Source organism: Dokdonella fugitiva (assembly GCF_004342425.1).
Classification (GTDB): domain Bacteria; phylum Pseudomonadota; class Gammaproteobacteria; order Xanthomonadales; family Rhodanobacteraceae; genus Dokdonella_A; species Dokdonella_A fugitiva.
This window is the reverse complement of the sequence record NZ_SLWQ01000009.1, coordinates 131,752-144,766: the sequence shown is the minus strand read 5'-3', so window position 1 is coordinate 144,766 and position 13,015 is coordinate 131,752. Positions and strand designations below refer to the sequence as shown.

General features: G+C 71.6%; 10 protein-coding genes. 2 read left to right on the top strand and 8 right to left on the bottom strand.

Annotated elements, in window-relative coordinates; translation table 11 throughout:
- Nucleotides 1-40: 40 nt before the first annotated feature.
- The 3 genes from EV148_RS15270 to lpxL all read right to left on the bottom strand — a co-directional run bounded on the left by EV148_RS15270 (nt 41) and on the right by lpxL (nt 5,123).
- Entirely contained in the window at nt 41-1,396 is a 1,356-nt protein-coding gene (locus EV148_RS15270; RefSeq protein ID WP_241988117.1) for a DUF3999 domain-containing protein, read from the bottom strand.
- On the bottom strand, nt 1,396-4,104 hold the full coding sequence (locus EV148_RS15265; RefSeq protein ID WP_131999712.1) for a DUF2339 domain-containing protein: 2,709 nt from the start codon (nt 4,102-4,104) through the stop codon (nt 1,396-1,398). The genes EV148_RS15270 and EV148_RS15265 overlap by 1 nt, the downstream gene beginning before the upstream one ends.
- A gap of 92 nt (nt 4,105-4,196) precedes the next feature.
- A complete protein-coding gene (gene lpxL, locus EV148_RS15260) occupies nt 4,197-5,123 on the bottom strand; it encodes an LpxL/LpxP family Kdo(2)-lipid IV(A) lauroyl/palmitoleoyl acyltransferase (RefSeq protein WP_131999711.1) in 927 nt (308 codons plus the stop codon).
- Between the two features lie 197 nt (nt 5,124-5,320).
- Here lpxL and waaA point away from each other — a divergent pair, with 197 nt between their 5' ends.
- Nucleotides 5,321-6,625: a lipid IV(A) 3-deoxy-D-manno-octulosonic acid transferase gene (gene waaA, locus EV148_RS15255; RefSeq protein ID WP_131999710.1), complete on the top strand. Its 1,305-nt coding sequence runs from the start codon at nt 5,321-5,323 to the stop codon at nt 6,623-6,625.
- 31 nt (nt 6,626-6,656) lie between these two features.
- On the opposite strand, the gene EV148_RS15250 is transcribed toward waaA, so the two are convergent.
- The 3 genes from EV148_RS15250 to EV148_RS15240 form a co-directional block, all read right to left on the bottom strand.
- Nucleotides 6,657-8,051: a TolC family outer membrane protein gene (locus tag EV148_RS15250; protein ID WP_220485013.1), complete on the bottom strand. Its 1,395-nt coding sequence runs from the start codon at nt 8,049-8,051 to the stop codon at nt 6,657-6,659.
- 36 nt (nt 8,052-8,087) lie between these two features.
- Nucleotides 8,088-8,747 carry a protein-L-isoaspartate O-methyltransferase family protein gene (locus tag EV148_RS15245; RefSeq protein WP_131999709.1) on the bottom strand — a complete coding sequence of 220 codons (660 nt, stop codon included), beginning with the start codon at nt 8,745-8,747 and terminating at the stop codon, nt 8,088-8,090.
- Between the two features lie 120 nt (nt 8,748-8,867).
- Nucleotides 8,868-9,221, bottom strand: coding sequence for a hypothetical protein (locus EV148_RS15240; protein WP_131999708.1), 354 nt, complete (start codon nt 9,219-9,221; stop codon nt 8,868-8,870).
- Nucleotides 9,222-9,643: 422 nt separating this feature from the next.
- Here EV148_RS15240 and EV148_RS15235 point away from each other — a divergent pair, with 422 nt between their 5' ends.
- Nucleotides 9,644-10,303: a TetR/AcrR family transcriptional regulator gene (locus EV148_RS15235; protein ID WP_131999707.1), complete on the top strand. Its 660-nt coding sequence runs from the start codon at nt 9,644-9,646 to the stop codon at nt 10,301-10,303.
- Nucleotides 10,304-10,331: 28 nt separating this feature from the next.
- On the opposite strand, the gene EV148_RS15230 is transcribed toward EV148_RS15235, so the two are convergent.
- Both EV148_RS15230 and EV148_RS15225 read right to left on the bottom strand, forming a co-directional pair.
- Nucleotides 10,332-10,679 (bottom strand): PilZ domain-containing protein, encoded by a 348-nt coding sequence (locus EV148_RS15230; protein ID WP_131999706.1) that lies wholly within the window; start codon nt 10,677-10,679, stop codon nt 10,332-10,334.
- Nucleotides 10,676-12,934, bottom strand: coding sequence for a DUF1631 family protein (locus tag EV148_RS15225; protein WP_131999705.1), 2,259 nt, complete (start codon nt 12,932-12,934; stop codon nt 10,676-10,678). Before EV148_RS15225 ends, EV148_RS15230 begins: the two co-directional genes overlap by 4 nt.
- Nucleotides 12,935-13,015 lie beyond the last annotated feature (81 nt).

Sequence of the window (13,015 nt, the reverse complement as noted above, 5' to 3'; positions counted from 1 at the left end):
AAGCACGGCCGCCTTCGGGCGGTTCGGATGCATGCCGATCTCAGCGCCGCTCGCGCAGCAGGTTCAGCGCGAATGCGCCGACGAGCGCGGCGCCGAGCGCGAGTACGCCCCAGAGCAGCCATTGCCGCCACGGTGTCGGCGTCGGCGGCGGCAGCAGCGCGGCGTCGCCGCCGCTCGCGCGGCCCGCGCCGAGCGTCGCCTGCGGCGGCTGCCAGTCCCTGCCGCGGCTCGCGCGCAGGCTCGCGAGCGCAGCGTCGAGCGGATAGTCGGGGCGGCGTGCGATCGCGCTGCCGACCGCGAGGCGGTACGGTGCGGCGCCTTCGGCGAGGAACACGAAGCGGTCGGGGCGGAAGGCGAAGGCGAGGCGCGGCGCGGTGGCGAGCGGGGTTCGCGCGTCGAGGCGGAACGTGTCGAGGCGGCGCGGGGCGACGAGGTCGATGTCGCCGTTGCGCAGCGTCTCCTCGCCCGAGCGCAGGCGGAACGCGGTGAAGCGCGCGAGTTCGCTCCACGCGGCGCCGTCGCGCGCGGACAGGGTGAGCGCGGCGAGCGCGTTGTCGCTCGCGAGTTCGACGCGCGCCTGCTCGACCGGCAGCGCCGCCGGCAATGCGTACGCGTAGCGCGCGGTCGCGCCGCGTTCGTCGGCAGGCAGTTCGACCGCGCGTGCGTCGATCCAGCGGCGCAGCGGCACCGCCGCGGCGCGCTCGACCACGCGCACCGACGCATTCAGGCCGGCGAGCGCCGCGCCGTCGTCGACGCGACGCAGGCGCAGGTACTTCGCGCGCACGTCGGGCAGCGCGATGTCGTTGCGGTCGAGGCGCGCGTCACCCTCGCGCAGGGACAACACGCTGCCTTCGCCGACGCGCCGCCAGTGTTCGAGGTCGTCGCCCGCGGAAATCTCGAAGCGCGCGACGACGCCGCTCGCGGGGCTCTCCCAGGCGAGGATGATCCGCTCGATCGCACCGTCGAGTCCGCTCGCATCGACGAGCCAGGCGCGTTCGCCTGCCTTCGTCGCCGCATCGTCGCCCGCGTCGAGGCGGCGCAGGCGGCCCTGTGCGTCGCGTTCGATGAGCAGGCGCAAGTCGCCGCCGCCAGCGACGGCGCCGTCGGCGGGCAGCGCGAGCAGCGGCAGCGCCTCGGTGTGCTCGTGCGCCTGCGCCATCGTTTCGGCGGCGACGCGCGCGACCGGTACCGGCTCGCCCTCGGCGTTGAACACCGCCACGTCGCGCAGCGCGGGATCGCGCACCCATGCATAGACGGCCGGATCGAGGTCGACGCGCCAGGCACTGCTCTCGACGCCGGCCGGCGTTTCGATCGTGAACGTCCAGGCGTAGTCGTGCAGGTCGGCGGCGCCAGCCGGGAACCCGGCGAGGGCGAACGACCAGACGAGCGCGCGCATCACGACGCGGCTCCTTCGTCCGTCGCGCGCGGCGGCGCCGGCGCGAAGTAGCCGATCACCGTGCAGAGCAGGCCGTAGGCGATGAACGAGGCGATGCCGAACAGGTTGCCGAGGTGGGTGCGGTCGACCAGCAGCAACTTGGCGAGCACGACGCCCATGAGCACGGCGCCGGCGAGCCACAGCGCCCATTGGCCGCGGCGCGAACCGATCACCCAGCCGAGCACGCCGAGCGCGCTCCAGACGACCGTGAGCGCGGTCTGCGCGAGGTTGGAAGACCACAGGTGTTCGTCCCAGCCGACGCCGCCGAGCTGGTGCGTCGCGCGCAACGTCGCCGCGGTCACGAACAGGAAGCCGGCGCCGGCGAGCAGCGGCGCGCGGTGCGCAGCGAGCTCGCGCGGCGCGGCCGCGTCGGCGAGCCAGCGCGCCCCGAGCAGGAGCGCGGCGACCTGCGCGAGCTCGACCGGGTTGAACACGGGCAGGTATGGCAGCGGTGCGCTGTCGCCGGCATGCCAGAGCAGCCCGAACAGGATGCAGGTCGCGACGATCGCCTGCAGCAGCAACAGCGCGCCGCGCCATTCGTCGAAGCGTGCAGACAACGGTGCGGCGATCATGCGCGGGCGCAGCAGGGCGAACGCCCATGCGGCCAGCACGGGCGAAACCGCGAAGGCGGTGCGCCAGCCCGCACCGAGCCGCAGGTCGGCGGAGAGTTGCCCGAGCGCGACCGCGGCGGCGCAGGTCCAGGCCCATACCCAGCCGATCTGGGCGAGCGCAGGCGTAAGGTCGGTGCGCTCGCGCAGCTGGCCGAGCGTGAACGCGCCCGTGAGCGCGTAGGCGCCGAAGGCAGCGAGCCCCCAGCCGGCGAACGGCTGCAGGCCGGCATCGCCGAACATGAGCGCGACGACCGTACCCGCAGCGAGCGCGAACGCGGCCGTTAGCGCGGTGGCGAACGCCTGCGTGCGGCGCGTCGCGAACGCCGCGACCGCCGCGGTCGTCGCAAGCAGCACGAGCAGGGCCGCCGCGCGTTGCGACGGCGCCACGAAACGATTGATCTCGCGCAGCCCCGCGCCGATCCACCAGGCCAGGCCCCAGACGTAGAGCAGCACGGCGAGTTCGCGGCGCGCGTCGTCGCGTCGGTGGTAAAGCCATGCACTCGCGAACGCGGCGAGCGCGATCAGCAATGCGCCGATGCACGTGCCGTTCGCGATCGCGATCGTCTCGCCGGCGGCCGCGCCGTCGGCGAGCGCCCAGGCGAATGCGAGCGCAGCCAGCCCTTGCAGTGCGAGGCCGCTGATGCGCGGCAGGCGGCGCTGCTCGCGCAAGCCCAGCCAGACCAGCGCTGCGCCTTCGAGCGCGAACGTGCAGGCGGTGCTGCGCGCGCTGAGCGCGAGCGGCACCGCGAGCGTGGCGAACCCGACCGCGAGCACTGCGAACGATTCGCCGAGCACGCGTCGCCGCGACATCATCGCCGCGGCGAGCACGAGATAGGCCAGCGCGAGCGCGAGCGCGGACCAGGCCAGGGGCATGCGTTCACCGTCGAGCAGGGCCGCCTGCAAGGCGAACGCGACGAGCGGGTTGCCGAACACGAGCGTGCCGTCGACGAAGCCGCGCCCGGTCGGCGGACGCCGCAGCGCGTCGGACACCGGGATCGCGAGATAGATCGCGAAGAACACGAGCAGGAACGGCTCGGTACTGGCGAACAGCGCGTGCTGGTAGCGCAGCACGCCCCAGGCGCTGCCGATCGCATAGGTGAAGAAGAAGCCGAGCAGGTTCAGCACGCGCCAGGAGCGCAGCCACGCGATCGCGAAGATGGCGAGGTTCAGCAGCGCGTAGTACGAGAACAGCACGACATGGTCGCCGCTGCCGGTCGAGATGAGGATCGGCGCGGCGAAGCCGGCGAGCAGGCCGAGCACGGCGAGCGCAAGCGCATCCTGCAGCACCGCGAGCGCACCCGCACCGGCGACGAGCAGGAGCATGAGCGCGAACGCCGCGGTTGCTGGCAGGAGATGGTACAGGCGGAACGCGGCGAACACGGTGAGCAGGAGCACGCCGATCGCACCGCCCTGCAGGGCGAGCCCGAACGAGGGACGACGCCTGCGCTCGCGCCAGCCGAATGCGAGCGCGGCGATCGCCGCGAGTGCGACGCCGGCGAGGCGCAGCTCGATCGGCAGGCGCAGCCAGCCTTCGTCGGCGGCGTACTTCAGCAGTGCGGCGATGCCGGCGAACAGCACCAGCATGCCGACCTTGACCGGCACGTTGCCCTCGGTGAACCAGCGCTTGAGCCCGCCTGCCCAGCGCTGCAACGCGTCGGGCTCCGTCTTGCGCGGCGTGCTTGTCGTCACGCGCGGCGCGCTCGCCTGCGCGGGCAGGGCGGGCGGCGCCAGCGGGGGCGGTGCGGGCAGCGGATCGACGACAGGCGCGGCAGCCGCGGGCGCGGCCGCCGGTTCCGCGGCAGCGGGCGAAGGCGTGCGGGCTTCGACCGGGGCGCTGACGGCGTCCTGCGCCGCTGGCGGGCGCGCAGCGGCCGGCGGGCGCTGCAGCGCTTCGAGTTGCCTGCCGAGCGCATCGACGCGCTCGGCGAGGGCGCGCAGGCGGGCGAACGCGACGCCGATCGCGAGGCCCCCGAAAAAGCCGAAAGCGATGTTGCCGCCGAAGATGCCGCCGACGAACAACCCGGCGATGCAGGCGACCACGACGATCAGGACATCCATTGCCTTCCTCCCCCGGTCGGGCCGCATCCATCCCCACGGCGCGGCCCCGCGCGGCCAGGCGCGCGTGCGCATACTGGCATGGAAAGCGGCCGCTATGAATCGTAAAGCGGCGGCTCGCCCGGCGGCCGCGTCTTGAACCGCTTGTGCAGCCAGAGGTACTGCGCCGGGGCTTCGCGGACCATGCGTTCGATGCAGACATTCACGCGCGCGGCGTCGGCGACGACGTCGTCGCCCGGGAATGCATCGAGCGGCGCCTCGAGGCGGATCACGTAGCCGCCCTCGGCGGTGCGCCGGTGGAAGAAGGGCATGACCTTCGCACCGGACAGGCGTGCGAGGTGGTGGGTCGCGGTGATCGTCGCCGCCGGCACGCCGAAGAACGGCGCGAACACGACGTCCTTGCCGCGCATGTCCTGGTCGGGTGCATACCAGATGGTGCCGCCGGCGCGCAGGTAGCGCACGGTCTGGCGCAGCTCGTTCTTCTCGAACATCGCGTCGGCATAGCGCAGGCGCGCGCGCTTGATCGCCCATTCGAACGCGGCATCGGCATGCTCGCGGTACATGCCGGCGATCGCGATGCGCTGCGAGACGAGGCGCGCGCACAGCTCGAGGTGCGAGAAGTGCGCGCCGACCAGCAGCACGCCATGCCCGCCGGTCCGCGCCTGCTCGAGGTGGTGCAGGCCCTCGAACACGACGGGGATGCGCTCGATCGCCCGGCGCGAACCCATCCAGGCGAGCGCGAACTCGACGAGCAGGGCGCCCGAGTCACGCAGGTTCTCGCGCACGAGCCGCGCGCGTGCGTCCGGTTCGAGTTGGGGGAAGCACAGCTCGATGTTGCGGGCAGCAACGCGACGGCGCTCGCCGAGCACGCGCGCGGTGAACCCGCCGAGCACGCGGCCGAGGCGCAACAGCAGGCGGTGCGGCAGCAGCGCGACGAGGCGGATCAGGCCGAGGCCGATCCAGGCGGGCCAGTGTTGCGGAGCGAGCAGGGCAGCGCGGAACGACGGCGGGGATTGGGGCATGCGGGGATTATGCTTGACGGCCGGGAGCGAGGGATCGGGGATTCGGGATCGGGCATCGGGCGCGATCTCGGCAGCGGGCATCGACGTGTCCTTTCCCGATTGGCATTCGCGTGCACCGTCCCTGCCCCTCGCTCTTCAGCCCTCAGCCCTCAGCCCTCGCATCGCTATACTGCCCCACCTCCAAACGCCCCGCGCCCGTGTTCCAGCGCTTCATCTACACGCTCACGCTGTACCTGCTCACGCCGTTCGTCGTGTACCGGCTGGCCGCGCGTGGCATCAAGTACCACGGCTACTTCGCGCGCTGGCGCGAGCGCTTCGGCTTCTTCGCCGACCCGGGCATCCGCGACAGCATCTGGATCCACGCGGTGTCGCTCGGCGAGGTGAATGCGGCGATCCCGCTGATCGAAGCGCTCATGCGCCGCTACAGCGACTCGCAGTTCGTCATCACCACGGTGACGCCGACCGGTTCGGATCGCGTGTTGCGCCTGTTCGGTGACCGCGTGTTCCACGTCTACCTGCCGTACGACCTCACCACGGCGGTCAAGCGCTTCCTCGACCGCGTGCGGCCGCGCCTCGCGGTGATCATGGAAACGGAGATCTGGCCGAACCTGTTCATGACCTGCGCCGAACGAGACATCTCGATCGTGATCGCCAACGCACGCCTGTCGGAGAAATCGCTGCGCGGCTACTGGCCGATCCAGCCGCTCGCGCGGCGCGCGATCCGCTGCGCGAGCTTCGTCGCGGCGCAGTCGACGTCGGATTACGAACGCCTGAGCCGGCTCGGCGCGGATGCGTCGCGCCTGGCGATCGTGGGCAACCTCAAGTTCGACCTCGCCGTGCCGGCCGGCGTGCGCGAGCGTGGCGCCGCGTTCCGCGTCACCGCGGGCGGCGCGCGGCCGGTGTGGATCGCGGCGAGCACGCACGAAGGCGAGGAGATGATCGTGCTGAAGGCGCACGCGGACGTGCTGCGCCGTTTTCCCGATGCGTTGCTGCTGCTCGCGCCGCGCCATCCGGAGCGCTTCAAGCCGGTCGCGACCGCCTGCCGGGCATTCGGTTTCCACACGGCCACGCGCAGCGAGGACGGCGGAGCGGATCCGGCGTGCCAGTGTTTCGTCGTCGATTCGATGGGCGAACTGATCGAGTTCTACGCCGCGGCCGACGTCGCCTTCGTCGGCGGCAGCCTCGTGCCGGTCGGCGGGCACAACCTGCTCGAGCCGGCCGCGCTCGCCCGTCCGGTCATCGTCGGCCCGCAGACGTTCAATTTCGCCGAGGTCACCGAGGACCTGATCGCGGCCGGCGCGGTGCGCCGCATCGCCGAAGGCGAGGAACTGGGCCCCGCGGTGGTGCGCCTGCTCGCGCGCGACGTCGAACGGCGCAGCATGGGCGAGGCCGCGCGCGCGGTGATGGAGCGCGAGCGCGGCGCGGTGGACCGCACGATGGCGATCGTCGAGAAGGTGCTGGCGCAAGCCGGCCAGCGCGAAGCCGGCCGGCGCGCCAAATAGGGCGGCACGCGCGTGCGTGCCGCCGGCAGGATCACTCGAGCAGCGCGTTGATCGCCTCGAGGTCCTTCACCTCGATCACGCCGGCCGCCTGCTTGAGCAGCAGGCCGTTGAGCACGAAGTTGTGGCGCGCGGTCGAATACGCGCTCTGCGCCTGCAGCAGCGTCTGCTGGCTGATCAGTACGTCGACGATCGTGCGCGTGCCCACCTCGTAGCCGGCCTGGGTGGCTTCGACCGAGCTCTGCGCGGACACGACCGCGGCCTTGGTCGCCTCGACCTCGCTCGCGCCGGCGATGACGGAGCGGTAGTCGTTGCGCGTCGCGGCCTCGACCTGGCGGCGGTTGAATTCGTACTGGTCCTGCGCGAAGTCGCGGTTGTAGATCGCCTGGCGCACGCGCGACTGGGTCAGGCCGCCGCTGAAGATCGGCACGTTGAGCTGCAGCTGCACGGTGTTGCCCCAGCGCGGATCGCCGGAGAAGTCGTGCACGCTGCCGAGGCCGCCGTAGTGCGTGTCGGACCAGCTCGGTGAGCGGCCGTAGCTGAGGCTGCCGGTGATCGTCGGCAGGTGGCCGGCGCGCGCGGTGTTGATGTTCGCCTCGGCGGCGTCGACCTGCAGCGCGGCGGATTTCAACGCCGGGTTGTTCTTCAGCGCGACCTCGACCCACGCCGCCGGATCGTCCGGCACGGGATGCTCGAGCGGCAGCGCTTCGCGCAGGCGCTTGAACTCGCCCGGCTCCTTGTTGGTGAGCTGGCGCACCGCTTCGCGCGCGGTGTCGACCGCGTTCTGGTTGCTGATCACGCTGGCGACCGCCTGGTCGTGCTGCGCCTTCGCGTCATTGACGTCGGTGATCGCGGCGAGGCCGACCTCGAAGCGCTGCTGCGCCTGCTCGAGCTGGCGCGCGAGCGCCTTCTCGTTGGCTTCGCTGAACTTCAGCGTGTCGACCGCGCTCAGCACGTCGAAATAGGCGCGCGCGACGTTGATGAGCAGTTGCTGCTGGGCCGCGTCGTAGGTCGCCGCGCCGGCGTCGGCGGTGTAGTGGCTCGCCTTGAGCGCGGTCCACTTGCTGATGTCGAGGATGCTCTGCGTCAGCGTCGCGCCGGTCGAGCGCGTGTACGTCGTGCGGCGCAACCCGTCGACCGGGACGAGGTTGTTCGGGTCGTCCGGCGTCGACGGATCGGGCACCAGGGTGACGCCGTTCTCGCCCGAGCGCGAACGCGTGAAATCGAGGTTCACGCCGATCTGCGGCAGCAGCAGCGCGCGCGCCTGGTCGACGTACTCGTCGGTCGCGAGCTTGGTCGCCTCGGCGCCGGCGAGCGTCGGGTCGGCCGCGCGGGCCTCCTGGTAGACCTGCAGCAGGTCGTCGGCGTGCGCGGCGCCCGTGACGAGACTCAGCGCCAGGGCCAGCGGCAGGGAACGAAAGCGGATCATTGATTCATCCTCGGGGAGTGTTGTTCTTCCAGGCCGTCACAGCGCGAAGCGGCGCGGCGGTTCGGCGTTGTGCAGATACGGCACGTCGGTCTCGAACAGGCTGGCGCTGCTCCAGCGCGAATCCGCCGCGCGGGTGAAGAGGGTGACCTGCTGCGCCGGCGATTCGCCGACGATCGCGAGCAGGCGGCCGCCGGGCTTGACCCAGCCGCGCACGCGCTCGGGCAGCGACCAGGCGGCACCGCCGAGGACGACCGCGTCGAATTGCTCGTGCACGTCGAAGTCGCGCAGCGCATCCGCGGTTTCGACCTTGGCGTTGCGCACCTGCGCCGCGGCGAGTTTCGCGCGCGCAGCTTCGGCGAAGTCCGCGTGCAGTTCGACGCTGGTCACGCTGCCGGCGAGGCGGGCGAGACAGGCGGTGAGGAAACCCGTGCCGGTGCCGACCTCGAGCACCTTCTCGCCGGGCTCGAGCGCGAGCGCCTGCAGCATGCGGCCTTCGACGACGGGCTTGAGCATGACTTCGTCGTGGCCGATCGGCAGCGCCAGGTCGGCGAAGGCGAGGTTGCGATGGCGCGCGGGCACGAAGTCCTCGCGGCGCACCTCGCGCAGCACGTCGAGGACGCGCGCGTCGAGCACTTCCCAGGTGCGCACCTGGTTTTCGACCATGTTCTGCCGGGCCTGCTCTGTGGTGGTCAACATCGCGTCCTGCCGTTGCAAGAAAAAAGGGTCAAGAGCATAGGCACTCGCCGCTGCGGCGGCAAATCCATCGTTGGCGATCCCCTGCCGCAGCCCGAAGTGCCGGAAGTCACCGGAACGTGCTCAGGCGGCGACGGCCCCGGCGACGACGAGCTCGCCGAGCGTCGCCTGCGCCGCCGCGACGCTCGCCGCGAGGGTCGCGTCGATGCGTGCCAGGCGAAGTTCGGCGACCTCGCGCGCATCCATCGCGGCGGCCGTGCACAGCAGCGCGAGCCAGCGCGCGAGGCGGACGCGGTCGTCCGCGGACAGCGCGGACAACACGCGCCGCGCACCGCTGCGCAGCTGTGCGAAACGGAACGTCGTGTGGCGCACGTTGCGCTCGAGCAGCGGCGCGAACGCGCGCTGGGCCATGCGCAAGGAAAGGCTGGCATCGCCTGCAGCGCCCGCGCCGCCGGCTGTCGATCCCGCAGAGCTCATCGCTGTACTCCGTTCGCTCGACCGCGGCTCGTCGCGGCCATCTGATGCACTGACGAAGAAAAAGGTTGCATGGCGTCGCACCTCAGCAAGACGTGTGCCATGGATCGCCCCTGGCCCAATGCCCGCCACGTCATGCGGGCGAACCGTGCGAGCACAAGAGCTCCCGACCGCACCGTCCGGTCGCGGGGGAGGGAGAGAGACCCGGACGGTGCGGCGAGAGACTTTCAAAACGAGCGAAAACAAGCATGCCCGACCCGTCATGGCCTACGCCTGACAGGCATCAGGCGGCATAATCCGACCGGGGGCGGAGCGGCGGTGCGCTTGCGGGATCCCGAAGGAGTCCGTGCGTGATCGCCACTATTCATAAACTTGCGGGTATAGTATCGAATCTGTACTCGGTAGTCCACTAGCAAATCGTCGACATGAACGCAGCCATCGCCAAGCCGTGCGGCCCGGGCCGTCCGAAGGACCTCGAAAAGCGCGCCGCCATCCTCGACGCCGCCAAGCGACTGTTTCCGCTCAGCGGCTTCGAGGGCACCAGCATGGACGCGATCGCGGCCGAGGCCGGAGTCTCCAAGCTCACGGTCTACAGCCATTTCACCGACAAGGAGACGCTGTTCTTCGCGGCGATCCGCGCGCGCTGCGAGGAGCAGATGCCGGCGACGCTGTTCGAGATCGACGTCGAAGGGCCGGTGCGGCGCCAGCTCGAGGCGATCGCGCGCGCGTTCTTCGCGCTCGTGACCGCGCCCGAGTCGATCGCGCTGCATCGCCTGCTCAACTCCGGCACCGGCATGTCGGAAAAGCTCGTGCAGATGTTCTGGGAGGCAGGCCCGCAGCGCGTGCAGTGCGGTTTCCAGCAGTTCCTGCGTCACGAGGTCGAGGCCGGCCAGCTCGTCATCGGCGACATCCCGCGCGCGTCGTCGCAGTTCTTCGCGCTGCTCAAGGGCGAGCTGCACGCGCGCCTGATGTGCGGCTGCTCCGGGCCGTTCACCGAGCAGGACATCGAGACGCACATCCGTGCGACGGTCGAGTTCTTCCTGCGCGCCTACGCGGTCAACCCCGAACGCGTCGTCGCCCTCTGACCCCGGTGCGCGGCCCGGCCGGGCCGCGTCAGTCGACGAAGTCCTGCGCGTGCATGAGCCAGTCGCGCAGCACGCCGGCATCGTCGGGCGAGACGTCGATGAAGCGGAAGCCCACCCACGTCTGACCCCGCATCGTGCCGGGCGCGCTCCACTGCTCGTGCGCGCCGACTTCGATCGGATGCAGCCGCCCGTGCGCGTCCGGCAGATGGAACGAGAACTGGTAGAGTGCATCGTCGGCGATCGGCCGCTGGGCGAGCAGCAGCATGCCTTCGAGCGAGAGGTTGCCGAGATGGCCGACCACTTCGCCGGTCATCGCGTCGGTCACGTGCAGGGCGACGTCGGGGCGCTTGCGCGGCAACCTGCGCTTCTCGTTCATGGGCGTGCTCCCGCGGCGGCCTGCGCCGTGTCGCCCGGCGCGCGCAACAGGCCGATGATCGCCTTCCATGCCCGGTCGATCAGCGAGCCCTGTCCGGTCGCGACCGGACGGATCTGGCCGCGCGCCATGTCGCGGGCGACCTGTTCGAGGGTGTGGTCGTCGAGGCGCGCGCCGCGCTGGTTGACGAACAGGCAGTGCCCGGTCACCGGCGAGAACCAGGCGAGCTTGCGCCGCACCGTATCGCCCTGCTGGTTGCGCACGAACTCGAACCAGGTCCCGAACGGGGTGCGCTTGAGCTGCTGCAGCATCTGCATCTCGGCCGGCGTAAGCGGCGGCGCGGGTGCGCGCGCGGGCGTCGCCGGCGCAGATTCGCCGCCGAGGCGCGGCTTGTCCTTGAGCGCCTCGTCGATGCGTTGCAGTTGCGCGGACACCTCCCGCGTCGGCGCGCGCGTGAACAGGTTGTCGACGAGGCCGCGCACGTCGTCGCCGTGCAGCCCGACCTGGTGCAGGCCGGCCTCGAGGTCGAGCCGCACCGCCTCGTCCTCGGCGGTGTCGGCGAGCGGCTGGAGGCCGCGCCGCGCGAGGTTCTCGGCCACTTCGACGCGGCGCTTGAACTCGGCGCCTTCGGGCCCGTCGCGCAGCGCGCTGAGGGCGAGTGCGTCGGTCCACGCCTGCTCCAGCAGCGAGCGCACGCGCGGCGCGGGGATGGTCGCCTGCAGGATGCGGATGACTGCGCCACGCGCCGCTTCGCGCGCGATCGCGAGGCGGTCGCGGCCGCGCGCGGCGTCGATGTTGCGCCGCTCGGCCGCCTCGGCGCGACGGGCGAGCAACTGCATGTGCTTGCTGAGGTCGCCCAGCAGGTGCTCGAACACGCCGATGTCGCCGTCGAAGTTCGCGCTGACGTGGTCGACGACCATCTGCATCTTGCGCGTGAGGTCGGGATCGGCTTCGGACTCGTCGAACCAGTGGGTGCCGGTCTCCGCGATGGAGTTGAGCAGCTCGCGCGCCGGATGGTCGCGGCGCGTGAAGAAGGTCTTGTCGCCGAGTGCGACGCGCAGCACCGGCACGTGCAGGCGGGCGAGCAGGCCGCGCGCGCCGCTGCTTTCGCGCACGTTGCGCACGACGTAGTCGAACAGCATGCCGACGAGGTCGACGGTGTCGAGGTCCTCGTCGCCGAGGCCGAGCGGGCGACCCTCGGGGCTCGCCCGGCGCAACTTCACGAGCAAAGTGTTCTTGAAATGCTCGCTGTCGTAGCGCGCCTGCTGCGCCGGCGTGGTCGGCGCGCGCTGCAGGGCGCCGAGCACGCTCTGCAGGTCGTCCCGGCTGGCGGGTGTCCAGGCGCCCGTGCCGGCGGCGCCGGCCGTGCCCTCGGCGCGTCGCTTGGCGCCGAGCAGGTCGCGCAGGGTGCCGAACAGTTCGGCGTCCGCCGGTTCGGGCGGGGCGCCCGTGGCAGGCGCCGCGTCGCCCGCCGGCGCGCCCGCCTCCTGCGCCGGTGGTGGCGCGGGTTCGTCGCTCACATGCGCGACGTCCGGGCGGCGGAACGAGGGGTGTTGCAGGTTCGGCAGCACGCGCTGGCCGGCGAGCCAGGTGTTGAGGCGGTCGTAGAACGGCGCCAGTGTCGCCATCACCGCGCGGTCGAACTGGCGGAAGGCGAACAGGCGATGCTCGAGGTCGAGTTCGACGTCGTGCAGCGCGTAGCGGAACGCCTCGGCGATGCGCGCCGGGCCGAGCGGCACGGCTTCCGTCGCCGGCACCGCGCTGCCTGCGATGACCGCGAAGCGGTGCGTATAGGCGTGCAGGGCCTGGCTGTTGCGGATGTCGGCCTTGCCGGAAATCTCCTGCAGGGTGAGGTCTTCCTCGAGCACGGCCGCGTCGACGAGTTCGAGCGATGTGACCGTGGCATCCGGCGCGGGCGCCGCCATGGGCGCGGCTTCGCGCACGCGCGCGAGGTCGCCCTCGAGATGGTCCTGGAAACGATGCTGCACGCTTGCGCCGGCCTGCTTGAGCGCGCGCATCGCTTCGAAGCGGCGTTGCTGCTCGCCGCTGTTGCCGGAGCGCTCGGCCATGCGGAACAGGCTGGTGTCGATATCGACGAGAGCACGCTCGAGCGCGGGCTGGAACCAGCCGGCGGCGTGCTGCTGCAGGCCTTCGAGCAGGTTGCGCACGCGCGGCGGGAGGTCGGAACGCCGGCCCAGGCGCGGCAGCCGCTCCTGCGCACCGACCCGGTTGCCTGGCGCTCGCCCGCCGCTGCTCATCCGCCGAACGTCCCCATTCGCCTGCGCCGCGCCTGCGCGCGGTCGAGCCGGTTGCACCGGCCGCCCCGTCACCGGCGCTGT

Coding starts and splice junctions, on each gene's coding strand:
- EV148_RS15270 (WP_241988117.1), bottom strand. CDS start 1,396: ATGCGCGCGCTCGTCTGGTCGTTCGCCCTCGCCGGGTTCCCGGCTGGC.
- EV148_RS15265 (WP_131999712.1), bottom strand. CDS start 4,104: ATGGATGTCCTGATCGTCGTGGTCGCCTGCATCGCCGGGTTGTTCGTC.
- lpxL (WP_131999711.1), bottom strand. CDS start 5,123: ATGCCCCAATCCCCGCCGTCGTTCCGCGCTGCCCTGCTCGCTCCGCAA.
- EV148_RS15250 (WP_220485013.1), bottom strand. CDS start 8,051: ATGATCCGCTTTCGTTCCCTGCCGCTGGCCCTGGCGCTGAGTCTCGTC.
- EV148_RS15245 (WP_131999709.1), bottom strand. CDS start 8,747: ATGTTGACCACCACAGAGCAGGCCCGGCAGAACATGGTCGAAAACCAG.
- EV148_RS15240 (WP_131999708.1), bottom strand. CDS start 9,221: ATGAGCTCTGCGGGATCGACAGCCGGCGGCGCGGGCGCTGCAGGCGAT.
- EV148_RS15235 (WP_131999707.1), top strand. CDS start 9,644: ATGAACGCAGCCATCGCCAAGCCGTGCGGCCCGGGCCGTCCGAAGGAC.
- EV148_RS15230 (WP_131999706.1), bottom strand. CDS start 10,679: ATGAACGAGAAGCGCAGGTTGCCGCGCAAGCGCCCCGACGTCGCCCTG.
- EV148_RS15225 (WP_131999705.1), bottom strand. CDS start 12,934: ATGAGCAGCGGCGGGCGAGCGCCAGGCAACCGGGTCGGTGCGCAGGAG.